Raw genomic sequence first — 14982 nt, forward strand, 5'->3', positions numbered from 1 at the left:
CTACTTCAAGAAGTCAGGGACGTCGAGCTCGTCGTCGTCGATGGGCTCGGGACGGTGGGCCGGCCGGTGCTGCTGGTGGACCGGCGGCTGCACCGGCACCTCCTGGCGCTGCTGCGGCTCAGCCTGGCGGTACTGCGGCTCGGGCTGGCGCTGGGCCCCCGGCTGCTGGGTCGCAGGCTGCTGGGTCGCCGGTTGCTGGGTCTTGCGCAGGTCGGGCTGGCGCGTGATGCCGGGCTGGCGGCGGGGCGGCGAGCCCCCGTCGAACCCGGCCGCGATGACCGTGACCCGCACCTCGTCGCCGAGCGCGTCGTCGATGACCGTGCCGAAGATGATGTTGGCGTCCTCGTGGGCGGCCTCCTCGATGAGGTTGGCCGCGGCCGAGACCTCGAAGAGGCCCAGGTCCGAGCCACCGGCGATCGACAGCAGGACGCCGTGGGCGCCGTCGATGGACGCCTCGAGCAGCGGGGAGCTGACGGCCATCTCGGCCGCCGCGCGGGCGCGATCCTCGCCACGGGCCGAGCCGATGCCCATGAGCGCCGAGCCGGCGTTGCTCATGACCGCCTTGACGTCGGCGAAGTCGAGGTTGATCAGGCCTGGCGTGGTGATGAGGTCGGTGATGCCCGACACGCCCTGCATCAGCACCTGGTCGGCCTGCTTGAAGGCATCCAGGATCGCCACGTGGTGGTCGGTCATCTCCAGCAACTTGTCGTTGGGGATCACGATGAGCGTGTCGACCTCTTCGCGGAGCTTCGTGATGCCGTCCTCGGCCTGGTTCGAGCGACGTCGACCCTCGAAGGAGAACGGGCGGGTCACGACGCCGATCGTCAGTGCGCCGAGCGAGCGGGCGATGCGCGCCACGACGGGCGCACCGCCGGTGCCGGTTCCACCGCCCTCGCCCGCGGTGACGAAGACCATGTCGGCCCCCTTGAGGACCTCCTCGATCTCGTCGGAGTGGTCCTCGGCCGCTTGGCGCCCCTTGTCAGGGTCGGCGCCGGCACCCAGGCCGCGCGTCAGGTCGCGGCCGATGTCGAGCTTCACGTCCGCATCGCTCATCAGCAGGGCCTGGGCGTCGGTGTTCACGGCGACGAACTCCACGCCACGCAGGCCGGCCTCGATCATCCGATTGACGGCGTTGACCCCGCCGCCGCCGACGCCGACGACCTTGATGATCGCCAGGTAATTCTGGGATGCATTAGCCACGTTCGGTACCCGTTCTGTCTGGAGCGTTGCCAAAGGTCTTGCAGCCCCCACCTCGGCGTTCCGAGTGGGAAGGCAAACGACGCAGGCACCGGGGCTGGCGTCCAGATTATGCAGTCGACAAGGTCATGATCCATCACCCCCCTCTTGCCCGGCGAGCCCCTCAACCTCGGGTTGAGAGTTGGGCCCGAACCCTCGAGGGTTCGACTCAGCGCGTCGTCGGATGGGTGGGTGCGGACACGTCGTACTCGGACGCCCTCACCTTCAACAGCGGGACCAGGACGTCCGCCTTGAGGGCGCCGTCCTCGGCACTGCCCCAGACGACGTGCCGTCCCTCGGTGAGCACGAGCACGACGGAGTCCACCGACCCGGCTCGGATCGCCGTGGTCTGGGCGGCCACCTCGGGGGGCAACTCGTCCGCGACCCGCACCACGGTCTGGAGCACGTCCGCGTCCGCCAGGTCGCCCTGGGCCTCCGGGATGCCGGGGGGACGCTCGGGCGTCGCGTGGAAGGAACGGCCGTCGCCGGACACCCACACCCAGGTGCCCGGAAGGGGGATCACGACGCGCGGTGTCGCCTCGGTCACCTCGACCTCCACGGTGTTCGGCCAGGCACGCACCACCCGCGCGGACGCCACGGCCGGCAGGGCGTCCCGCAGTCGCTGCTCCGCCCCGGCAATGTCCACCTGCGCCAGCGGACCGCCCAGCGGGATCGCCGCTGCCCGGACCACCTGGTCGGGGGTCAGGATGGCGGTCCCGGTGACGCGAACCTCCTGCGCCGCCAGCAGCGAGGAGCCGAACACCACCCACAGCGCGCCGCCGACGAGCGCCAGCACGCCGACCACCGCCCCACCCACCTGGAGGCGCCGGCGCAGGCGTGCGCGGGCCCGACGTCGTCGGGCCCCGGTGACGTCGACCAGCGGTTCGGTCACCCGCGCTCCCGCAGGCGGGAGACGAGGTCGGGGCCCACCGCGGTGACACTGCCGGCGCCGATCGTGAGGACGAGGTCGCCGGAGCGGACGAGGCCGTCGAGCGCAGGGGCGACGTCCACGAGGTCCTCCACCACCGTCACGTCGCGCCCCAGCGACCGGACCCGCTCGGAGAGAGCGGACGCGGTGACGCCCGGGAAGTCCTCGGCGAGCTCGCGGGCGGGATAGATCCCGGCGACCACGATCACGTCGGCCAGGGTCAGCGCGGCGGCGAACTCGTCGAGGAAGTCCCGCGTACGGCTGAACAGGTGCGGCTGGAAGCAGGCGACCAGGCGTCCCCCGTCCGCCACGCGGGGCCGCGCCGCTCGCAGCACCGCCGCCACCTCGGTCGGGTGGTGGGCGTAGTCGTCGAACACGCGGACGCCGTGCGCCTCCCCCTTCGCCTCGAAGCGCCGCCGCGTTCCGGTGAACTCCCCGAGCGCTGCACGGAGGGCAGGGCCCGCCAGCCCGAAGGTGCGGCCCACCGCGTAGGCGGCCGCGGCGTTGTGCAGGTTGAACCGTCCGGGGACCGCCAGGGCGAGGCGTCCGGTGTCGCCGTCCGCGGTCAGCGTCGCGGCGGTCGTGTCGGGGGTGAGTTCGAGACCGGTGAGCCGGATGTCGGCGTCCGGGGCCTCGCCGTAGGTGACGACGGTCTTGCCGCGGTCCCGCAGGACGGCCGCGACCTCGCGCGACGTGCGCTCGTCGGCGGTCATGATGACCACCTCGACCGCGTCGGCCCCACCCAGACGGACGAAGCCGTCGACGTACGCGGCGGGCGTCCCCCAGTTGTCGAGGTGGTCGACCTCGATGTTGGTGATCACCACCACCTGCGCGGGGTACTGCAGGAAGGAGCCGTCCGACTCGTCGGCCTCGACCACGAACGCCTCGCCGGTGCCGAGCGCGGCGCTCTCCCCCGTGGCGGCCAAGGGCGAGCCGATGACGTAGCCCGGGTCGGCGCCGACGGCGGTCAGCATGGTGGCGACCATGCCCGTGGTCGTGGTCTTGCCGTGCGTGCCCGTGATGGCGACGCCGCGGCGTCCGAGCATGAGGGCGCCCAGGGCCGCGGAACGGTGCCACACGCGCAGGCCGCGGCGGTGGGCCTCGTCGAGCTCGGGGTTCCCGGGCTTGATCGCCGAGGAGACCACGACCGTCCGGGCGTCGCCGAGCTGGTCGGCGGCATGGCCCACGTGGGTCCGGACGCCGGAGGCGGCGAGTTTGGCCAGGGCGTCCGAGTCGTCCCGGTCGGAGCCGGAGACGGACACGCCGAGGTCGGCGTAGGCCTGCGCGATGCCACTCATACCGGCTCCGCCGATGGCGATGAAGTGCACGGGCCCGACCTCGGCCGCCGGCACGAGTTCGACCGGTTCCACCAGGCCCATCTCAGCCCTCCCGCGCGATGTCGAGGACGATCCGCGCCAGGTCGGCGGCCGCGTCGGCCGGCACCAGCCCGGCGAGCTTGCCGCGCATGGCGGCCAGGCGCTCCGGATCGGTCAGCAGCGGGAGCGCCTCGGCGAGCAGGCGCGGGCCGTCCAGCTCGGCGTTGGGGACGAGCACCCCGGCGCCGGCCTCGATGATGAAGTCGGCGTTGCGGGCCTGCTCCCCGTTGCCGTGCGGCAGGGGGACGAACACCACGGGCAGGCCGACGGTCGCGGTCTCGACGACGGTGCCGGCACCCGAGCGGCCGACCATCAGGTCCGCGGCGGCGTAGGCCTGCTCCATGGCGTCCACGTAGCCGACCGGCACGTAGCGCGCACCCGTGACCGGGTGGGTGACGACGCGGTGGGCGTCGGTGAGGTTCTTCGGTCCCAGGACGTGCAGCACGTCGATGCCGGTCGCGAGGAGTTGGTCGCGGGCGGCCTCGGTGGCGTTGTTGATCGCGACCGCGCCCTGCGAACCCCCCGAGACGAGCAACAACGGGCGATCGGTCTCGAACCCGAGGTCGGCGCGGGCCCGCTCGCGCGCCGCGTTCCGGTCGAGGTCGGCGATGGCGGCCCGCACCGGGAGCCCGACATAGCGCGCCCCGCGCAGCGGCGTGTTCGGGAACGACACCGCCACGACGCGGGCGAACGCCGCGGCGATCTTGTTGGCCAGCCCCGGCACGGCGTTCTGCTCGTGCAGGACCACGGGGACGCGGCGGACCAGCGCCGCGAGGTAGACCGGAAGCGACACGTACCCGCCGAAGCCGACCACGGCGTCCGCGTCGAGTTCCTTGAGGATGAGCATGGCCTGTTGGACGGCGCCGGCGAGGCGTCCGGGCACGGCGACCAGCTCGGGGGTGAGCTTCCGGGGCAGGGGCACCGGCGGGATCAGCCGCAGGTCGAGGCCCGCGGCGGGGATCACCCGCGTCTCCAGGCCCTTGGCCGTGCCCACCGCCGTGAGCCGGACCCCCGGGGCCTGCTCGCGCAGGCGCTCGGCGGTGGCGATCAGCGGGGACGTGTGCCCAGCGGTGCCACCGCCGGCCAGGACGATCGACAGGGTCGAACCGGACGGAACCATGGGTCTCCTTCTACGGACGGCGACCCGGGAGGACCGCCGAGATGCGGCGCCGAGGCCCCTTGGCCTTGGCGCGCTTGGCCAGCCACGTCGTGGCGGCCGGCTCCTCACGGGCACACGCGATGAGGATGCCGACGGCGCTCACGTTGGCGAGCAGCGCGGATCCACCATAGGAGAGGAAAGGCAGCGGCACACCCAGCACGGGGACGAGGCGCAGCACGACCATCACGTTGACCAGCGCCTGCAGCGCCAGCCAAGTGGTGATGCCGGACGCCAGCAGCCGGTTGAAGAAGGTGGAACTCCGCAGCGCGATGCGGACGCCACCCCACGCGAGGACCACGAAGAGCACGAGGACCAGCAGGGTGCCGAAGACGCCGAGCTCCTCGCCGATGATCGCGAGCACGTAGTCGGTGTGCGCCTCCGAGAGGCTCCCCCACTTCTGTCGGCTCCGCCCCAGCCCGACGCCGAGCCACCCCCCGGTGGCCAGGCCGTAGAGCGCCTGCAACGGCTGGTGGTTGATGCCCGTCGGGTCGGCGGTCGGGTCGAGGAAGCCGAGGATGCGCGCGACCCGGGACTGGTTCATCGCGACGAGCACCGCGACGGAGGCCCCGACCGACATCACCAGCGCGAAGAGCACGCGCAGGGGCGCCCCGACGCACCACAGGATGGCCAGCACCATCGCGCCCATGATCATCGCCGTGCCGAGGTCGCGCTGCATGACGACGAGCCCGATCATCACCAGGGACAACGGCAGGTACGGGACCAGCAGGTGCTTGGGCTGATCCAGGAGCTTGCGCTTGTTCGCCAGCAGGGCGCTGCCCCACACGATGAGGGCGATCTTGGCGAGTTCGGCCGGTTGCAGGCGCAGCATCTGCCCCGGGCCACCGAAGTTCAGCCAGTTCTTGTTGCCGCCCACGCCGTAGCCGAGGGGCGTGAACGTGAGGACGAGCAACAGGCCGGCGCCGAGGTAGATCACCCAGGCCCACGACCGCAGCTTCTCGGTGGGGACGCGCGAGGCGATCCACCCGACGACGACCGAGAACGCGAGGAACACCAGGTGGCGCTGCATGAAGTAGTAGGCGTCGTCGAACTGCCGGTACGCGAAGACGGTCGAGGCTGACCAGACCATGAGCACGCCGAGGATGACCAGGATCATGGTCGGGACGAGCACCAGGTAGGTGTCCGCCATCGGATGGCTCAGCCAGCCCGAGGCGGTGTCGACCAGTGAGGTCTGGCGTTGGTCACGCCGGCGTCCGGACGGTCGGGCTGGCCTGGTGGGGGTCAGGGTCGCCACGATCGTCCTCCTTACTCCTGCCGCCGGCCGGCCATGCGTCGGGCCGCGTCGGTGAAGTCGCGTCCACGGGCGTCGTACCCCGACCACATGTCCTTGCTGGCACATCCGGGCGCCATCAGGACCGTGTCGCCCGGGGAAGCCAGGCCCGCCGCGGCCGCCACGGCCTCGGCCATGGCTCCAGTCTCGCCCGAGTCGATGACGATCACGGGGACGTCGGGCGCGTGTCGGGCCAGCGCCTCAGCGATGACCACGCGGTCGACGCCGAGCAGGACCGCGCCCTTGAGCTTGGGACCGTAGGTGGTGACGAGGTCGTCGAAGCTCGTCCCCTTGGCCTGCCCGCCGGCGATCCAGACGATCGAGTCGAACGCCCGCATCGAGGACGCCGCCGCGTGCGGGTTCGTCGCCTTGGAGTCGTCCACCCAGGTGATCCCACCGGCCTGGGCGACGGTCTGGATGCGATGGTCGCCGATCTCGAGGTCGCGCAGGCCCTGGGCCACCGCCTGGGGCGGGACGCCGAAGCTGCGGGCGAGCGCCGCCGCCGCCAGGGCGTTCTCCACGTTGTGGGGCGCGAACGGGCGGACGTCCGTCAGCTCGGCCAGCGGCATCGCCGAGTCGCGGCGCTGCTCGATGAAGGCGCGGTCGACGATCAGGTCGTCCACGACACCGAGCATCGACGGCGCGGGGATCTCGAGGCGGAACCCGATCGCACGGGCCCCCTCGGCCACGTCCGCCTCCTCCACCATGCGCTCGGTGGCCGGGTCGGCGGCGTTGTAGACGCAGGAGTGCGTGACCCGCTCGTAGATCTTGGCCTTGTCCGCGGCGTACGCCGCGTAGGGGTCGTCCTCGTGGGCGTACCACTCGAGGTGGTCGGCGTGCAGGTTCAGCACCGCCGCCGAGTGGAGCGCCACGGACTCGGTCCAGTGCAACTGGAAGCTGGACAGCTCGACCGCCAGCACGTCGTACTCCACCTCGTCGAGGATCGCCTCGATGATCGGACGCCCCACGTTGCCGACCGCGGACGTCTTCAGCCCGGCGGCGAGCAGGATCGCCTCCAGCATGTTCGTGGTCGTGGTCTTGCCGTTGGTGCCGGTGACCCCGAGCCACGGGACGACCCGATCGGGCTGCATCATGCGCCACGCCAGCTCGACCTCGCCCCAGATCGGGACGCCCCGCTCGGCGGCCTGGGCCAGCAGCGGCGCGATCGGTCGCCAGCCGGGCGAGGTGACGACCAGGTCGACGCCCTCGGGCAGCGTCGCCGTGGCCCCCGCGCCGAGGGTGACCTCGACATCGAGGGCGCGCAGCAGGTCCGCCTTTTCGCGGTTGGCGTCCGTGTCGGCCTCGTCGAGGACGACGATGCGGCCGGCACCCAGTGCCATGAGTCCGTCGGCGGCGGCGTACCCGGACGTCCCGAGGCCGGCCACCACGACGGTGGCCTCCCCCCAGGGGGACAGGCGGTCGGCCGTGGGCATCCAGTCGAGGCTCACTGGGCGCTCACCCACTCGGCGTAGAAGATACCCGTGCCCAGGGCGACGAGAAGGCCGCAGATGATCCAGAAGCGGACGACCACCGTCTGCTCGGCCCAACCCACCAGTTCGAAGTGGTGGTGCAGGGGCGCCATCTTGAACAGGCGCTTGCCCTTGGTCACCTTGAAGTAGCCCACCTGCAGGATCACCGACAGGGTGATCACGACGAACATGCCGCCGAGGATGGTGACGAGGAGTTCGGTGCGGGTGAGGATGGCGAGACCGGCCACGGCGCCGCCGAGCGCGAGCGACCCGGAGTCACCCATGAAGATCTTCGCCGGGGAGGCGTTCCACCACAGGAAGCCGAAGCACGCGCCCGCCAGCGCCATCGAGATGGCCGCGAGGTCGTTGGGGTCGCGCACGTCGTAGCACTGCGGTCCCGCCGTGGAGAGGCGTGCGCACCACTGGCTGTACTGCCACAGGTTCACCAGCGCGTACGCGGCGAACACCATCGTGCTCAGGCCGGTGGCCAGGCCGTCGAGCCCGTCGGACAGGTTCACGCCGTTGGAGAGGGCCGCGATGATGAACACCACCCAGGCCAGGCCCAACCAGGGGCCGAGGTCCAGCCACGGGATGTCCCGCAGGAAGGACACGAACGTCGAACCGGGCGTGAGCCCCCGCTGGTTGGGGAACTGGAAGATCGCCCAGCCGAACGCGATGGCGATGATCGTCTGGAGGATCAGCTTGGCCCGGCTGTTGAGGCCCAGGCTGCGGGCCCGGGAGATCTTGAGCCAGTCGTCCAGGAAACCCACGAAGCCCAGGGCCGTGAACAGGCCCAGCAGCAGCAGGCCGGACGCCGTGGGCGGACGCCACAGGATCAGGTGGGCGAGGGCGTACGCCAGCAGGACCGACAGGATGATGGCGATGCCCCCCATCGTCGGGGTGCCCGCCTTCTTGAGGTGTTCCTTCGGGCCGTCGTCGCGGACGTACTGCCCGTACCCCTTGCTGACGAGGACGTGGATGGCCAGGCGCGTACCCACCAGCGTGCCCAGCAGGCCGAGCGCCCCGGCCAGCAGCATCATGATCACGGGTGCGCGTCTCCTTCGTCCTGCGCCGCCAGGGCGGCAGCCACGGTGTCCAGTGCCAAGCCTCGGGACGCCTTCACCAGCACCACGTCGCGTGGGCCGAGCAGAGCGCGCAGGGAGGCGATGAGTTGGTCCTTGCTCTCCTGATACTGGCCGTGACCGCCGCGCGCGGCAACTCCCTCCAGTGTCCGGTTGCCAAACTCGCCGATCGTCAGCACCTCGTCGATGCCGAGCTCGGCGGCCAGCTCCCCCACCTCGCGGTGGGCGTCGATCGCGGTGTCGCCGAGTTCGAGCATGTCGCCCAGCGCCGCCACGAGGCGTCCACCGGCACGGCGCATGCCGGCGAGGCTGCGCAGGGCGGCCGCCGTCGAGTCGGGGTTGGCGTTGTAGGAGTCGTTGAGGATCGCGAGGCCGTCGGCCCGCGTCGTGAGTTCCATGCGCCAGCGGGACAGCGACGTGGCGGCGCTGAGGGCCGTGGCCACGGCGTCCAGCTCGAGGCCGGCGGCGAGGCCGACCGCCGCCGCGGCGAGCGCATTGGCCACGTTGTGGCGGCCGAGGACGCGGAGGGTGACCGGCGCCCGGAGGTCGGTGTCGGCCCCAGCGCGCGACGCGCGCAGCACGAACGAGAACCGCTGCAGTTCGTCGGCGGTGATGTCCTCGGCCCACACGCGGAGTTCGGCCGTCCGGCCCCCGACGTCCCCGGGCTCCCCCGCCAGGCTGAACGCCGCGATGCGGGCGGGCGTCCGGGCGGACATCGCGGAGACCAGCGGGTCGTCGGCGTTCAGGACGGCCCAGCCGTCGGCGTCCAGCGCCTCGACGAGCTCCCCCTTGGCGCGGGCGGTGCCCTCGACCGAGCCGAACTCCCCGACGTGGGCGTGCCCCACGTTCAGCACGGCTCCGATGGCGGGCGGGGTGATCTCGGTCAGGTGGCGGATGTGGCCGATGCCGCGCGCCCCCATCTCGCTGACGAGGAAGGCGGTCCCGGCGTCCACGCGGCACGCGGTCAGCGGCGCGCCGATCTCGTTGTTGAACGACCCGGGCGGCCCGACCGTCGGCCCGGACGCGGACAGCACCTGCGCGATGAGGTCCTTGGTCGAGGTCTTCCCGGACGACCCGGTCACCCCGACGACCACGAGCCCGCGTGCGGCCGCCGCGTCGACGATGGTCCGGGCGAGCCGGGAGAGGCTTTCGACCGACTCGTCCACGACCACCTGCGGCAGGTCGGCGTCCACCTCACGCGTGACCAGCGCGGCACCCGCACCGGCGGACGCCGCAGCCGCCACGAAGTCGTGTCCGTCCACCCGGTCCCCCGCGAAGGCCACGAAGAGCGAACCCGGCGACACCAGCCGGGAGTCGATGACGACGTCCGGCCCCACGAGCGTCCCGGGGTCGGACGCCCGCACGAGACGTCCCCCCGCGGCCGCGGCCAGGTCCGTGAGCGTGATCGGTTCCACGTCAATTCCCCCAGATCTCGCGGATCACCGCGACGTCGTCGAACGGACTGATGGTGCCGGCGACGTCCTGGCCGGTCTCGTGTCCCTTGCCGAGGACGGCGACCCAGTCCCCGGGACGGGCCAGGCGCAGCGCGGTGGCGATGGCGGATCGCCGGTCCCCGCCGTCCACGACCTCGGTGCCGCCGACCTCACGCGCGCCCGCGAGCACGGCGGCGCGGATCGCGGCGGGCTCCTCGCTGCGCGGGTTGTCGTCCGTCACCACCACGATGTCGGACGCCTCGGCGGCGGCCCGGCCCATCGGGACCCGCTTGGTGGTGTCCCGGTCCCCGCCGGCCCCGAGGACGGCGATGCGACGACCGGTGCGCGGCAACGCGGCCAGCGCGGCGGCCACCGCCTGCGGCGTGTGGGCGAAGTCCACGACGGCGTGCGGGGCGTCCGGGCCCAGGTCGACGCGCTGCATGCGCCCGGGCACCTGCGCGTCGGCGAGCCCGGCCGCGGCGTCCGCCACCGGCAGGCCGGCGGCGTGGACCAACCCCAGGGCCGTCACGGCGTTGGCGACGTTGAAGTCGCCGAGCATCGACAGCGTGAACCGGGTCGTGCCGCCGGGGTGCGCCAGCTCAACGGACGCTCCTCCCTCGGGCAGCGGCTCGGAGCCGACGACGCGCAGGTCGGCGTCCGGCGCGCGGGTCGTGGTGAGGGCGGCCGACCCGTCCGCCCGGACGAGGTCGGCGAGGCGTGCGCCCCACGCGTCCGCGGTGTTGATGACGGCGTGCCTGGTCCGCCCGCCGAGGAAGAGCTGGGTCTTGGCCGCGAAGTAGTCCTCGAGCGTGTGGTGGAACTCCAGGTGGTCCTGACCGAACATCGTGAAGGCGGCCGCGTCGAAGGTGAGCGCCTCGACGCGGTGCAGCGCGAGGGCGTGGCTGCTCACCTCCATGGCGATCGTGTCGGCACCGGCCTCCCGCATGACCGCGAGCAGGGCCTGCAGGTCGGGTGCCTCCGGGGTGGTGATGGTGGTGCGACTGGTCGGCAGGGGGCGTCCGGCCACGCGGAAGCCGATGGTCCCCACGGTGGCGACCCGGCGACCCAGGGCGGTCAGCGCCGCCTCGAGCAGGAAGACGGTGGACGTCTTGCCGTTGGTTCCGGTGATGCCGAACAGGTCCACGGCGTCGCCGGGGCGGCCATAGGCGTCGGCCGCGAGTTCCGCCATGGCCCGGCGCGGCTCGTCGACGGTGATGATCGGGAGGCCGGCGTCGGCGGCCAGGGCCGAGCCCGCGGCGTCCGTCAGGACGGCCAGCGCCCCGGCTGAGGCGGCCTGCGCGGCGAAGCGGGCCCCGTGTGTGCTCGCGCCGGGAAGGCCGACGTACAGGTCGCCGGGCCGGACCCGGCGTGAGTCGAGCGCCACCCCCCGCAGGACGCCGGACGCCCCTGGCACCAAGCGGGCCAGGGGCACTCCGGGCGCGGCCTCGGGCCGCAGGACGGGGTCGCACATCACCGGTCGCATCATTCCTTGAAGAGGGGGAGCTTGGCCTGCTTGGTGTCGTTGCTGGGCTGCACACCATAACGGGGCAGTGCCAGCGACATGACATCACGGTAGACCGGTCCGGCCATGCCGAGGCCCGCACCCATCGTGTCTGGACGGGCGATGAGGACGTAGACGAGGATCTGCGGATCCTCGACCGGCGCCACCCCCACGATGGAGGCGACCTGGCCGGCGTAGCCGCCCGTGGCCGCGGTCAGGCGCGCGGTGCCGGTCTTGGACCCGGCGCGGTAGCCCGGGATGGAGAGCTGGGCCTCGCTGTCGAGGGTGCGCTGCTCCATCATCTCGACCGTCTGGCGAGCGGCCTCCTCCGAGACGACCCGGCGCGTGACGGGCGGGTCGACCGGGGTCAGGGTCCCGTTGTGCGGCCCGCTCGCCTTGATGACCGTCGGGGTCGTGTACACACCGTTGTTCGCGACCGCCGCGACCGCCGCGGCCATCTGGACGGCCGTCATGGAGACGCCGTAGCCGTAGGACATCGAGTCGGCCTGGAACTGGGGCATGTCCGCGCCGGGCAGGTTGCCCGCCGACTCGCCCGGCAGTCCGAGGCCGGCCTTCTGGCCGAGCCCGAAGCCCGCCAGGTAGTCGCGCAACTGCTCGGGCTCGAGGTCGCGCGCCGCGGTGATCGCGCCGACGTTGGACGACTTCACCAGGATGCCCCGCGTCGTGATGTCGATGTCACCGTGCCGGAAGGCGTCCTTGACCTCGTGCTCGCCGACCTTGATGGTCGGCCCGATGCGATAGGTCTTGTCGGGCGTCGTCACCCCTGCGTCCAGCAGGGACGCGATGGTGAGGACCTTCTGCACCGAGCCGGGCTCGTACACCGCGGAGATCGCGCGGTTGCCGGTGTCGCCCGGCCTGGCCTCGCCCGGGTCGTTGGAGTCGTAGGACGGGTAGTTCGCCAGAGACAGCAACTCGCCGGTCTCGACGTCCATGACCACCGCGACACCCCAGTTGCCCGACACCTCGTCGACCCGCTCGGCGAGGCGCTTCTCGACCATCCACTGCAGGTCGGGATCGATGGTGAGCTGGTAGTCCTGGCCGTCGACGGCGGGCTTCAACGTCTGGTTGCCCAGCGGGATCTTCCCGTTGGGCGAGGTCTCGAACTGCTCCCGACCCATGACACCGGCCAGCGACTCCTCCTGCGCCATCTCCAGGCCCGAGCGGCCCTTGCCCTCACTCATGAAGCCGACGATGTTGCTCGCGACCGTGCCCATCGGGTAGATGCGACGGGGGTTCGACTCGCGGAACACCCCCACGTACCCGCCACGGACGACCCTCCCGTCCTCGTCGCGGACGACCTCGTTGAGGGCGGCGTTCAGCCGGACCCACGTGCTCGACGGCACCTGCTTGGCGAGTTGGGCGTATTTCACCGGGACGGTCTCGCCCGCGGAGTTCGTCGTGGTGGTGCGGCGCAGCTTCTGCTCGATCTCGTCGGCGGGGACACCGGTGTGCGCGGAGATGATCTGCGCCATCTCGGCGGGCGCGACCTCGCCCTTGATGCGGTCCGCCTCGCGCATCGCCTCCGGCTCCTTGCCGTTGGTGGCGATCATCGAGGGATCTGCGATGACGTTGACCGTGGCCTCGGTCTGGGCGAGCACCTGCCCATCGCGTCCGGTGATGGTGCCGCGCTCGGCGGGCACGTCGCGGCCGACGGTCATCTTGTCGGCGGCCTCGGCGGCCATGGCGTCCGCGCTGACCACCTGGATCTGGAACGCGCGCGCCCCCACGACCGAGAACAGCACCGCGACGGTGATGATCAGGACGCGCAGCCGGAACGCCGAGGACGCGAGCGGGATGCGTCGGGTCCGTCGACGCGAACGCCGCACGGACGAGCCGCGGCCACCCGTCCCACGCCTGGACGGCCCGCGGCCGGACGGCGCGCTCATGGGGCGACTTCGGGTGTCAGCGGGGCGGGCTCCGCGGCGAGCTGCGCGGCTGGCTCGGCCGCCTCAGGGGCGGCGGCCTCGGGGGCGGTGGCCTCGGGGCCGGGGGTCGCCGGCGCGGCCTCCACAGGGGCGGCGGCCTCCGGAGCGGTGCCGGACGCCGCGGGCGCCACGCTCGCCTCGGGGGCGTCCCCGACCGCGGTGTCCATCCGGCGCGTCAGCGACGGGATCTCGTTGCCCGTGGCGGGTGTCGGAATGCCCCGGACCTCGCCCGTGCCGAGGTCGATGAAGACCGCGTGCGGGTTCGGGACCATGCCGAGCGCGGCGGCCTCCCGAGCGAGCGCCGCCGGCGCCTCCGCGCGGTTGAGCTGGGACTCCAGGTCGGACGCCCGATAGCTCAGCTCACTCGCCTCGCGTTGCGCCTTCTGCACCGCGAAGGCCTGGTCCTGCAGCACGGTGGTGAGCAACAACATGCCCACCATGCCGCTGACGAACAGTCCGACGACGAGCATGGCGAACGTGGCCGACGACATGCGTCGCGGAGGACTCGTGATGGAACGCAACTGCGGACGGACCTGCCCCGCCGCCTCGCCGAGGCGTCGCGGTGCCTCGCGGATGGTTTGCCAAGCGGTCACGGTGCCTCCAATCGTTCGGTCGCGCGCAGCCGGGCGGACGCCGCGCGGGGGTTCTCCGCCTCCTCGTCGGCGGTGGGACGTTCGGCGCCGCGGGTGAGCAGCCGGAATTTGGCCCGGTGCTCGGCCGGCACGACGGGGAGGCCCCGGGGTGCGGTGTCGGTCGTGGCGGCGGCGAAGGCCTGCTTGACGAGGCGGTCCTCCAGCGAGTGGTACGAGAGCACCGCGAAGCGTCCGCGCGGGGCGAGCGCCTCCAACGCCGCGGGGATGAGCCCTTCGAGCGCCTCGAGTTCTCGGTTGACCTCGATGCGGAGCGCTTGGAACGTCCTCTTGGCGGGGTGGCCGCCGGTGGCGCGCGTGGCCGCGGGGATGGCGTCCGTCAGCACCTGGACGAGGCGCGCGGAGGTGGTGAAGGGCTCCTCGGCGCGGGCGGCGACGATGCGCCGGGCGATGCGGTCGGCGAACCGCTCCTCCCCGTAGGTCCGCAGGATGCGGGCCAACTCGCGCGCGTCGTACGTGTTGAGCACGTCGGCGGCCGTCGGGCCGGACGCCGGCGTCATGCGCATGTCGAGCGGGGCGTCCACCGCGTAGGCGAAGCCGCGCTCACGGCGATCGATCTGGAGGCTGGAGAGGCCGAGGTCGGCGAGGATCGCCTGGACCTTCGGCGTCCCGTCCTCCGCCAGGACGTCCGGCAACTCGTCGTAGACGGCCTCGTAGAGGTTGACGCGGTCACCGAACTCGGACAGTCGCTCCCGGGCGATGGCCAGTGCGTCCGCGTCGCGGTCGATGCCGACCAGGCGCGCCCGGGGGCAGGCCTCGAGGACCAGGCGGGCGTGACCGCCGAGTCCGAGGGTGCAGTCGACGTACGTGCCACCCGACTCGAGGGCGGGGGCGAGGAGTTCGACGATGCGCGCCGCCATGACGGGCACGTGCCCCGTCGGGGTGGCCTGCGCCATGTCCGCCTCCTTCGTCGC

At 72.4% G+C, this 14982-nt stretch carries 12 protein-coding genes; all 12 read right to left on the reverse strand.

The genetic code is table 11. The features are described from left to right. Positions 1 to 1200: a cell division protein FtsZ gene (gene ftsZ / locus AC5YDV_RS02965; protein ID WP_496182109.1), complete on the reverse strand. Its 1200-nt coding sequence runs from the start codon at positions 1198 to 1200 to the stop codon at positions 1 to 3. 205 nt (positions 1201 to 1405) lie between these two features. Beyond that, complete coding sequence (locus AC5YDV_RS02970) at positions 1406 to 2128, reverse strand: cell division protein FtsQ/DivIB (RefSeq protein ID WP_496182110.1); 723 nt, start codon at positions 2126 to 2128, stop codon at positions 1406 to 1408. Then, positions 2125 to 3543, reverse strand: a complete 1419-nt coding sequence (gene murC / locus AC5YDV_RS02975) for a UDP-N-acetylmuramate--L-alanine ligase (protein ID WP_496182111.1) — start codon at positions 3541 to 3543, stop codon at positions 2125 to 2127. The genes AC5YDV_RS02970 and murC overlap by 4 nt, the downstream gene beginning before the upstream one ends. Position 3544: 1 nt before the next feature. Continuing rightward, the gene (murG, locus tag AC5YDV_RS02980; protein ID WP_496182112.1) at positions 3545 to 4660 is read right to left on the reverse strand and encodes an undecaprenyldiphospho-muramoylpentapeptide beta-N-acetylglucosaminyltransferase; all 1116 of its coding nucleotides are present in this window, start codon (positions 4658 to 4660) and stop codon (positions 3545 to 3547) included. A 10-nt stretch (positions 4661 to 4670) separates the two neighbouring features. Next, complete coding sequence (gene ftsW / locus AC5YDV_RS02985; protein ID WP_496182113.1) at positions 4671 to 5951, reverse strand: putative lipid II flippase FtsW; 1281 nt, start codon at positions 5949 to 5951, stop codon at positions 4671 to 4673. An 11-nt stretch (positions 5952 to 5962) separates the two neighbouring features. Further along, positions 5963 to 7450, reverse strand: coding sequence for a UDP-N-acetylmuramoyl-L-alanine--D-glutamate ligase (murD, locus tag AC5YDV_RS02990; protein WP_496182114.1), 1488 nt, complete (start codon positions 7448 to 7450; stop codon positions 5963 to 5965). Then, positions 7432 to 8496, reverse strand: coding sequence for a phospho-N-acetylmuramoyl-pentapeptide-transferase (gene mraY, locus AC5YDV_RS02995; RefSeq protein WP_496182198.1), 1065 nt, complete (start codon positions 8494 to 8496; stop codon positions 7432 to 7434). Before mraY ends, murD begins: the two co-directional genes overlap by 19 nt. A 2-nt stretch (positions 8497 to 8498) precedes the next feature. Next, positions 8499 to 9944 (reverse strand): UDP-N-acetylmuramoyl-tripeptide--D-alanyl-D-alanine ligase, encoded by a 1446-nt coding sequence (locus AC5YDV_RS03000; RefSeq protein ID WP_496182199.1) that lies wholly within the window; start codon positions 9942 to 9944, stop codon positions 8499 to 8501. 10 nt (positions 9945 to 9954) lie between these two features. Beyond that, positions 9955 to 11442, reverse strand: coding sequence for a UDP-N-acetylmuramoyl-L-alanyl-D-glutamate--2,6-diaminopimelate ligase (locus tag AC5YDV_RS03005; protein WP_496192328.1), 1488 nt, complete (start codon positions 11440 to 11442; stop codon positions 9955 to 9957). A gap of 11 nt (positions 11443 to 11453) precedes the next feature. Then, positions 11454 to 13379, reverse strand: coding sequence for a peptidoglycan D,D-transpeptidase FtsI family protein (locus tag AC5YDV_RS03010; protein WP_496182116.1), 1926 nt, complete (start codon positions 13377 to 13379; stop codon positions 11454 to 11456). Continuing rightward, positions 13376 to 14011 (reverse strand): cell division protein FtsL, encoded by a 636-nt coding sequence (gene ftsL / locus AC5YDV_RS03015; protein ID WP_496182117.1) that lies wholly within the window; start codon positions 14009 to 14011, stop codon positions 13376 to 13378. Before ftsL ends, AC5YDV_RS03010 begins: the two co-directional genes overlap by 4 nt. After that, positions 14008 to 14964, reverse strand: a complete 957-nt coding sequence (gene rsmH / locus AC5YDV_RS03020) for a 16S rRNA (cytosine(1402)-N(4))-methyltransferase RsmH (protein ID WP_496182118.1) — start codon at positions 14962 to 14964, stop codon at positions 14008 to 14010. The genes ftsL and rsmH overlap by 4 nt, the downstream gene beginning before the upstream one ends. Positions 14965 to 14982 lie beyond the last annotated feature (18 nt).

The organism is Propioniciclava sp. LT432 (assembly GCF_059515965.1).